This is a genomic window from Rhizobacter sp. P2_G4, assembly GCF_056403575.1.
In genome coordinates this window covers 182,414-189,992 of the sequence record NZ_JBFUFG010000009.1, presented here as the reverse complement: position 1 = coordinate 189,992, position 7,579 = coordinate 182,414, and the positions used below count along the sequence as shown (strand labels likewise).

General features: G+C 68.7%; 4 protein-coding genes and 1 pseudogene. 1 reads left to right on the top strand and 4 read right to left on the bottom strand.

Features of this window, described 5'->3' with window-relative positions; genetic code table 11:
• Positions 1 to 1,031, bottom strand: a pseudogene (locus AC1DYS_RS25705) (beta propeller repeat protein); the annotation flags it as partial.
• An 86-nt stretch (positions 1,032 to 1,117) separates the two neighbouring features.
• Here AC1DYS_RS25705 and AC1DYS_RS25700 point away from each other — a divergent pair.
• Positions 1,118 to 1,243 carry a hypothetical protein gene (locus tag AC1DYS_RS25700; RefSeq protein ID WP_477904407.1) on the top strand — a complete coding sequence of 42 codons (126 nt, stop codon included), beginning with the start codon at positions 1,118 to 1,120 and terminating at the stop codon, positions 1,241 to 1,243.
• Between the two features lie 89 nt (positions 1,244 to 1,332).
• Here the strand turns inward: AC1DYS_RS25700 and AC1DYS_RS25695 are convergent, their stop codons facing one another.
• The 3 genes from AC1DYS_RS25695 to AC1DYS_RS25685 all read right to left on the bottom strand — a co-directional run bounded on the left by AC1DYS_RS25695 (position 1,333) and on the right by AC1DYS_RS25685 (position 7,545).
• Entirely contained in the window at positions 1,333 to 3,246 is a 1,914-nt protein-coding gene (locus tag AC1DYS_RS25695; RefSeq protein WP_477904406.1) for a glycoside hydrolase family 97 protein, read from the bottom strand.
• 62 nt (positions 3,247 to 3,308) lie between these two features.
• On the bottom strand, positions 3,309 to 5,657 hold the full coding sequence (locus AC1DYS_RS25690) for a right-handed parallel beta-helix repeat-containing protein (protein ID WP_477904405.1): 2,349 nt from the start codon (positions 5,655 to 5,657) through the stop codon (positions 3,309 to 3,311).
• Positions 5,658 to 5,661: 4 nt separating this feature from the next.
• Entirely contained in the window at positions 5,662 to 7,545 is a 1,884-nt protein-coding gene (locus AC1DYS_RS25685; RefSeq protein WP_477904404.1) for a glycoside hydrolase family 127 protein, read from the bottom strand.
• Positions 7,546 to 7,579: the final 34 nt, after the last annotated feature.

Below are 7,579 nucleotides of genomic sequence, written 5' to 3'. Positions count from 1 at the left end.
CCATCGGCCGGCGTACGCGACATGGTGGCCGCGATCTCGCGCCAGGTCTTGCCGCCGTCGCCGGACCACTGAATGACCTGCTGGCCGCTGTAGTTGCCCCAGGTGTTGGTCACACCCAGTGCAATGCGGGTGCTCGTGCCGCTGCCGGAGACGGACACGCCGCCGAGGCCCAGGCCGGTCCCGGTCCCGCCGTTGTTCGGGTCCTTCAGCAAGGTCCAGTTGCTGCCGTCGAATTTGTAGAGCTGGGCGGGACCCGCGGAGCCCGGTCCGGTCTCCTTGGTGAAGACGACGTAGAACATGCCGTCGGCCGCGCGCACCATGTGCGGAATGTGAGAGCCGGAGACCGGGGTCGACACCGCGGTCCACGAAGTGCCGCCGTTGGTGGACTTGTAGAGATTCGAGCCCAGGCCCGCCGCGCTGACGTAGTCGGGGGCGATGGCCGCGTAGATCGTCTGCGTGGCCGAGCCGCTGCCCTTGGTGCCGGTGTCGAGCACCACCAGTTCGACGCCCATCGCGCTGGCGATGCTCAAGGTGTTGACCTGGTCCTGGGTCAACTTGAGGGTCGACAGCGACGTGACCTGGGCCCAGCTGAGGCCCGAGTCGACACTCTTCCACAGGCCGGCCGTGCGCGAGCCGTAGAACAGCGTCGAGGGCTTGTTGGGGTCGACCGTCAGGCGTTCGCCGATGGCCCGGCCGGGGTTGTTGCCCCCCAGGGGGAAGGGCAGGCCGACGTGGGTCCAGTGGTCGCCGCGGTCGCTGGAGATGTACAGGCGGCCGTTGCCTTCAGACGTGTACATGCCGGCGGCGAGGTAGACGAGCTGGTCGTTGTTCGGATCGACGGCGATGCTTTCGATGCCGTGGTACCGGCTCTCGGCTGCACCGAAGCCCAGGCCGTCGGTGATGGGCGTCCAGGACGCCCCCGCCTGGTTCCAGCGGTAGGCGCCACCGATGTCGGTGCGTGCGTACAGCAGGTTGGCGGTGGTCGGGTGGAAGACGAGGCCGGTGACGTAGCCGCCACCGCCCCACTTCACGCTCTTCCAGGTGGTGGCCTGGGCTGGAGCCGGAGCTGGAGCTGGAGCTGGAGCTGGAGCTGGAGCTGGAGCAGGAGCAGGAGCAGGTGCTGGTGCTGGTGCTGGTGCTGGTGCTGGTGCTGGTGCAGGTGCAGGTGCAGGTGCTGGTGCAGGTGCTGGTGTCGCGGCAGAGGGGTCGCCACCGCCACAGCCGGCCACCAGGGCCCCGGTGACGAGAGAGAAAACGCTGAGTCGTTTGCTGTGCTTGTTCATGATGGGAAACGGGGTCTGGTTCGTTGATGGCTTGACGTGGCGGCGCCGATCACGGGGCAGGCCATGGCTCCAGCACCACGGCAGCGCCGCCGGCCGCAGCCAACGACAGGCTGAGCACGTCCTTGCGGGTCAACTTGCGTTCCGTGCGGCGCACTTCGCGCACGACCTCGCCGTCCTGCCAGATCGTGGCGCGCCAGTTGCCGGCCGGCAGGAATCCCAACGACACCGTCAGCGTGCGGGCCTCGTCGCCGGTCATCGCGCCGACGTACCAGGTCTTGCCCTGCCGGCGCGCCAGCACGATGTCGCGCCCCGGTTCGCCAGCGATGAAGCGGGTCTCGTCCCAGGCGGTCGGCACGCGCTTGATGAAGTCGAAGCCGGGCTCGCCCCGGTAGTTCGCAGGGTCGTCGGAGACCATCTGAAGCGGGCTGTCATAGACGACGTACATCGCCAGCGCCTGGCCGCGGGTCGTCTGCGTCTGCGACATCACTTCGCGGACCTCGAAGCCCTGCGGCGTGGCGTTTCGAAAGCCCCCGGGCGTGTAGTCCATCGGCCCCGTCAACATGCGCGTGTACGGCAGCGTCAGGTTGTGCTGCGGGGTGATGCGCCGGTCCATCTTGTTCCACTCGGCGCCCAGCACGCCCTCTTGCGTGATGTAGTTGGGGTAGGTGCGCTGCAGGCCGGCCGGCACGTAGGCGCCGTGCAGATCCAGCAGCAGCTTGCGCTTGGCGGTGGCCGCGGCGATGCGCTCGTAGAAGTCCACCACCAGCTGGTCGTCACGGTTCATGAAGTCGACCTTGACGCCCTTGATGCCCCAGCGGACGTAGGTGTCCAGCACCTCGTCCATGCGCGCGTCCACATGCACCCAGTGCGCCCATAGCAGCAGACCCACGCCCTTGGCAGCGGCGTAGCGCACGAGCTCGGGCATGTCGATGCCTTCGGCCGCCCGCGTGATGTCGGTGGCCGGGTTGGCGTCGCAGCAACCGCTGGGCCCCGACGCCCAGTTGACGTCGATCAGGTAGTAGGGGAAGCCGGACTCGCCGGCGAAGTCGATGAAGCGCTTGTAGGCCGCCATGTCGGGCTTCATGCCCACCAGCGGACCCGACCACCAGTCCCAGACCGCCTTGCCCGGCTTGACCCAGCTGAAATCACCCTGGGGCGGCGGGTTCAGGTTGCCGATGAGTTGGGAGGGAATCAGGTCACCCGCACGGTCAGCCAGCATGACGGCGCGCCAGGCGGTCGTCAGGCCACCCGCCGAGACAAAGGCCGGGCTTGGGCGTCCCGGCACGCCGGACAGATGCAGGCGCAGCACCCCACCCTCACGCCGCAGCGACGCGCCGGTGTAGCCCTGGAGGTGGGCCTGCGTGATGGCGTAGTGGGTGCGGCCTGACGGCGTGGCGCAGACCACCGGCACGTCGTAGGCGACGTCTTGCTTCAGCTGCGAGACGCGCAGGCGCTCGAACTGCTGCTCGTGCGAACCGTCGTTCGGCGTGACCAGGCAGGCCGGGTCGCCGGCCGGCACAAAGGCCGTGCGCTCGCCGCGAAGCTTCACCGGGCCGGCGTCATCCAGCCGGTAGCGGAAGGCGATGCCGTCGTCATAGGCGCGTGCGTCGATGAGCAAGCGCCGGCCGCCGCCAGCTTCGCGGAAGGTGAGTGTCGCGCCGCGGTAGTGGTCGCGTGCGCTGGCCGCCTTGGTGGCGACGAGCGGGATCGTGCGGTCAACCGTCACGTCGTCACGCTTTTCCAGCGCCAACGCGCGAAGGTCAGTCGCACCGTCCAGCTCGATGCCGAGCGGCGACGGGGCGATGACCGTCTCGCCTTTCCGACTCACAGTGAACGTGGTGCCGTCCTCGGTGATGCGCAGCGTGGTGCGGCCATCCGGCGACGCGATGACCGCGTCTGCCGCCTGTGCGCCGAAAGCGGCTAAGGCGAGGATGGCCGTGGCCATGCGCGTGTTCGTCTTCATGCTTGTTCTGGCGATGGTTGTCTTGGTCTTCATGCGATCGCGGTGGGCTTGTCGTTCATTGGTCAGGGATTGCGTTGAGCCTCGTCCGGCCAACGCAAGGCGATCCGCGCCTGGTTGCGGACGACGACGAGATCGACCGCCTGCCCCGCAGCCAGCAGCGCACGCAGCGACGACACATCGGCGATCGGCTCGGGCGCGGCCCCCGCCACCCGCCCGACGATGGCATCACGTGGCTTGAAGCCCGCAGCCTCGCCCAGGCTGCCGGGCTCGACCGCCCACACCAGCACGCCGGCCATGGAGGCCAAGCCAGCAGCCGACTGCTCGCCCAGGGTCTCGACCGACTTGAGCTTCAGCCCGTGCAGCGTCACCGCCGTCTCCGGCTGCGCCGCCTGGCGATGCAGCGACGGCACCGGGAAGGTGGGTCGCGGCGCCAGCGCCTTCAGCCGCGCCGGGCGCACCCCGAAGTCGTCCATCGGGAAGTTGACGAAGCCGATGCGCGCGGCCAGCGCGATGTTGGTGACGGTGTAGTCGCCGCGGGTCGGTGCGGCATAGCGCGGGTCGCCGGCGACGGACGCCGCATCGGTGCCGCGGGCCTGCGCTTCCTGCAGGTCTGCTTCCGCCATGAAGAAGTTGCGGTCGACGCTGCGCCCCCAGCGCTTGATCTCCACTGGCTGGTGCGGGCCCATGACGACGTTGGCCTCGAAGCTGTCGCCGCCGCCATCGAACCACACGTGCGGGTGGAAGCTGCCGTTGACGAGGATGTTGTTGCGCACGATGCGCTGGAAGCCTTCGCGCAGCTTGAGGCCGCCGGCCAGCATCAGGTTCTCCTCGATGACGTAGTTGGATGCACCGTCGTCCAGGTCCACGTCCCAGCCGTGGTCGCAGCGGAAGCGGTTGCGCTTCATCAGGACGGGCTCGACCGCGTCCAGCAGCGCCAGTTCGGGGTGGGCCGCGACGCGGCGGTCCATCTCGGCGCGGTCGGGGTGCCAGTAGCGGTCGCGGCCCCAGCTGTTGAAGCTGCCGTGATCGCCGGTCAGGCGCACGGTGTCGAAGACATCGTTGTGGGTGATTCGGTGCCCGCCCCAGGTGCCATCGCCGATGTTGATGCCGGCGCGCGGCACGCGGTAGATGCTGTTGTGGTCGACCGTGATGCGCGCGGCCATGGACAGCTGCACACCAGTGGCCTGCCTGTCGATCTGGCCGATGTCGTGGATCAGGTTGTCGATGGCCTGCGAATCCTTGGGATAGGCATCCGACTTCGGGCCGGGGGCGCGGTCGATGGCAGCCAACTCCAGCTGCTCGTGGTACTCGAACAGCGGCGACCGCACGGCCTCGGGCCGGCCGACGAAAGCCACGGCCGTGCCGCCGATGTCATGGATATGGTTGCCCGAAACGGCCACCTGCTGCGCGCGCCCGCTGACGACGACGGCATGGCCTCCCAGGTCGACGAATTCGGAGTCCTCGATACGGACATTGCCCGCGTTCTCGATGGTCACGGCACCGACGCGATAGAACTTCCAGTCAGAGCGCAACAGCGGCTCGGCGGCCTTCAGAAAGGTGGGTTCCGTCTCCCTGAAAACGAGATTGCGAACCCGCACATGTTTCACCTCTCCCGTGCGGCCCTCGATGCGGATGAGGGCTTCTTGTGTGCTGCCGCGAAAGCCCCGTGCCGGCGGTTGTTCGCCAGCCGGCGGCTTGAAGTAGAGCCAACCGTTCCGACGATCGTCAAACCACTCGCCTGGCGCGTCCAGTTCCTCCAGCACGTTCTCGACGTAGCGGTCCTTCTCGCTCGGGGGCGTCACGCGGTTGTTGGCAACCTGGGTGCCGTAGACGAGGCTGCCTGTGGTGGTCTTGCCGAGGATGGGCACTTGCACGCCGCCCCAGCCGTAGCCGTGCAGCGCATGGAGCACGGCCCCTTGCGGGTCATGCCAGCGCGCTACGCGCTCGGGCGACGTGGCATCGGCCGCGCCGCCGAAGCCCGGCTGGCTCGGATCGAGATCGGGGTAGCGGGAGCGCACGAGCATCTGCGAGCCCAACCACAGTTGCTGGAACGATGCGCCGGCATGGCGCGCGCGCCAGATGCCGCCCTTCCACGCTTCCCAGCGCAGCGCGGGCAACGACGTCGCGCCGCTCAGCACCGCTTGCGCGCCTGGCGCCGCGGTGAGCACGAAGGGAACGTCGGCCGTGCCCGACAGCGCCTCGTCGATGACGACGGGCGCCTTGAGTTCGTAGCGGCCGGCGGCCAGTTCGATTCGCCGGATACGCTTGTCGGCCCTCGCCTTGTCCACCGCCACCGCCAATGACCGCGCGTCCTTGACGACCAGGGTCTCGGCGCGCGCCTGCGTGGCCGCCGCCAGCGCCAACCCCATGGCGCAGGCGGTCAAGATCGTCAGGCGGTGCTTGCAGTTCATCGCGTCACGCGAGCTGCCAATAGAGGCTATAGCGCTCGTGCGCGATGCGGTGGAAAGGCACGAGTTCGATCTCGCGGCCAGGCGCGCCAGCGCGGAACGAGAGCGGCGAGTCGGCGGGCCGCACGGCCTCTTCCAGCGTGCGGTCTTGCAGCGCCAGTCGAGGCAAGGCCGCATCAGACTTCAGCACCTCGCCATACGCCCATTCGCCGACGACGATGTCGTCGCCCGGCCGCATGCCTTCGCGTCCCATGCGAGCGGCCAGCACGATCGGCCCGACCATCACCGCGGCGATGTCGCTGGCGCCGGGCAGCGGCTGCAGGTGCAGGCGCATCGGCAGCGCCACGTCGACCACGTCGCCCTGGCGCCAGACACGGTCTACCTCGACGTATCGGCCGGGTTCGGTGCTGTCGATGAGCGTGCGGCCATTCACCCGCACCGTGAGCTGCGGGCACCACGCGGGGTGGCGCAGGCGCAGTGCGAAGCGGGTCGGCGCGCCGGCTTCGACCGACAGCCGTGTGCTTGCCTCGTCGGGGAACGCGGTCGTCTGGCGCAGGCGCACCCGCTTGTCGGCCCAGGTCAGCGTGGAGGCGATGAACTGGTTAACGTACAGCGCGTTTGCGTCGTGGAAATAGATCGAGTCGCCCAGCTTGGCGAAGTTTTCCATGCCGGTGCCGGTGCAGCACCAGAAGGAGCGCTCGGGCGTGCCGTAGAGCTTGGGGTAGCCGGGGCGCGTGGCCTGGAAGTAGGTGACCATGCCCGAATCCGGATCCTGCGAGGCCAGGATGCCGTTGAACAGCGCGCGCTCGTAGTAGTCGGCATAGGCCGTCGAAGGTTCGGCGGTGAACAGCAAGCGCGTGAGCCGCAGCATGTTGTAGGTGCAGCAGGTCTCCATCGTCTTGGCTGAATGCAGATGCTTTGCCGTCTCGGCAGGCGGGAAGAAGTGCTCGTTGTCGCCGTTGCCGCCAGTGGCGAACGAGCGCCGATGGACGACCGTGCCCCAGAAGTAGCGGGCGGCCTTCGCGTAGCGTTCTTCGCCCGTCGTCTCGGCCAGGCGAGCGAAGCCGATCACCTTCGGGATCTGCGTGTTGGAGTGCAGTCCGTCCAGCGCGTCGCGGCCATCGGCCAGCGGGTCGAGCACGGCGCGGTGGTTGAAGCGCAGCGCCAGGCCCAGGTAGCGCGCGTCGCCGGTGAGTGCGTGCAGGTTGGCCAGGACCTCGTTCATGCCACCGAACTCGGTGCCGAGCATCTGCTGGAAGCGGTCGTCGGCGATGCCTTGCGTCGCCTCCACCATCCAGTCCGCCAGGCGCGTCAGGACGGGCAGCGCCCGAGGGTTGGCCGCATGCACGTGGGCGTCGTACAAGCCGACCAGGATCTTGTGCATCGTGTACCAGGGCACGCCGGTCACCGGGCGGCCGGCCACGATGTTTCGCAGCTGCGCGTCGCCGTCGGGGAAGGCGCACACGAGGCCGCTGCCGGACGCCTGCTGGCAGGCGTGCAGTTCGTCCACCACGTGGTTGACGCGCTGCCGGAAGTCCTGCTGACCCGTGGAGGCCCACATCATCGAGCAGGCACTCAGGTAGTGGCCCAGCGTGTGGCCCGGACACAGGTCCGTAGATTCCCAGCCGCCGTAACGTGGCGCCTTCGGCGCCATCCCCGCGTTGGCTCGAAAGCCATGCAACAGCCGGTCGGCGTTGAGCGAGAGGAGGTAGCGCGCGTCCAGCAGCCGGGCGGCCTCGAACGGCCCGGGCAGAAGACGCACGCTGGACAGTGCGAAGGGCTGCGCCGGCGTGGCACGCGCGACTGATTCGCCGGCCAGCGTGCCGGGCGCCATCGTGGTCAGCAGCGGCGCCACCGCCGCGCTGGCCAGGAAGCCACGCCGGCTCGTCATTGGGCACCCTCGGTGCTTCGCACTGCGGACTTCG

Excerpts from the sequence above, each read along its gene's own strand:
- AC1DYS_RS25695 (WP_477904406.1), bottom strand. The coding sequence starts at position 3,246 with ATGAAGACGAACACGCGCATGGCCACGGCCATCCTCGCCTTAGCCGCT.
- AC1DYS_RS25690 (WP_477904405.1), bottom strand. The coding sequence starts at position 5,657 with ATGAACTGCAAGCACCGCCTGACGATCTTGACCGCCTGCGCCATGGGG.
- AC1DYS_RS25685 (WP_477904404.1), bottom strand. The coding sequence starts at position 7,545 with ATGACGAGCCGGCGTGGCTTCCTGGCCAGCGCGGCGGTGGCGCCGCTG.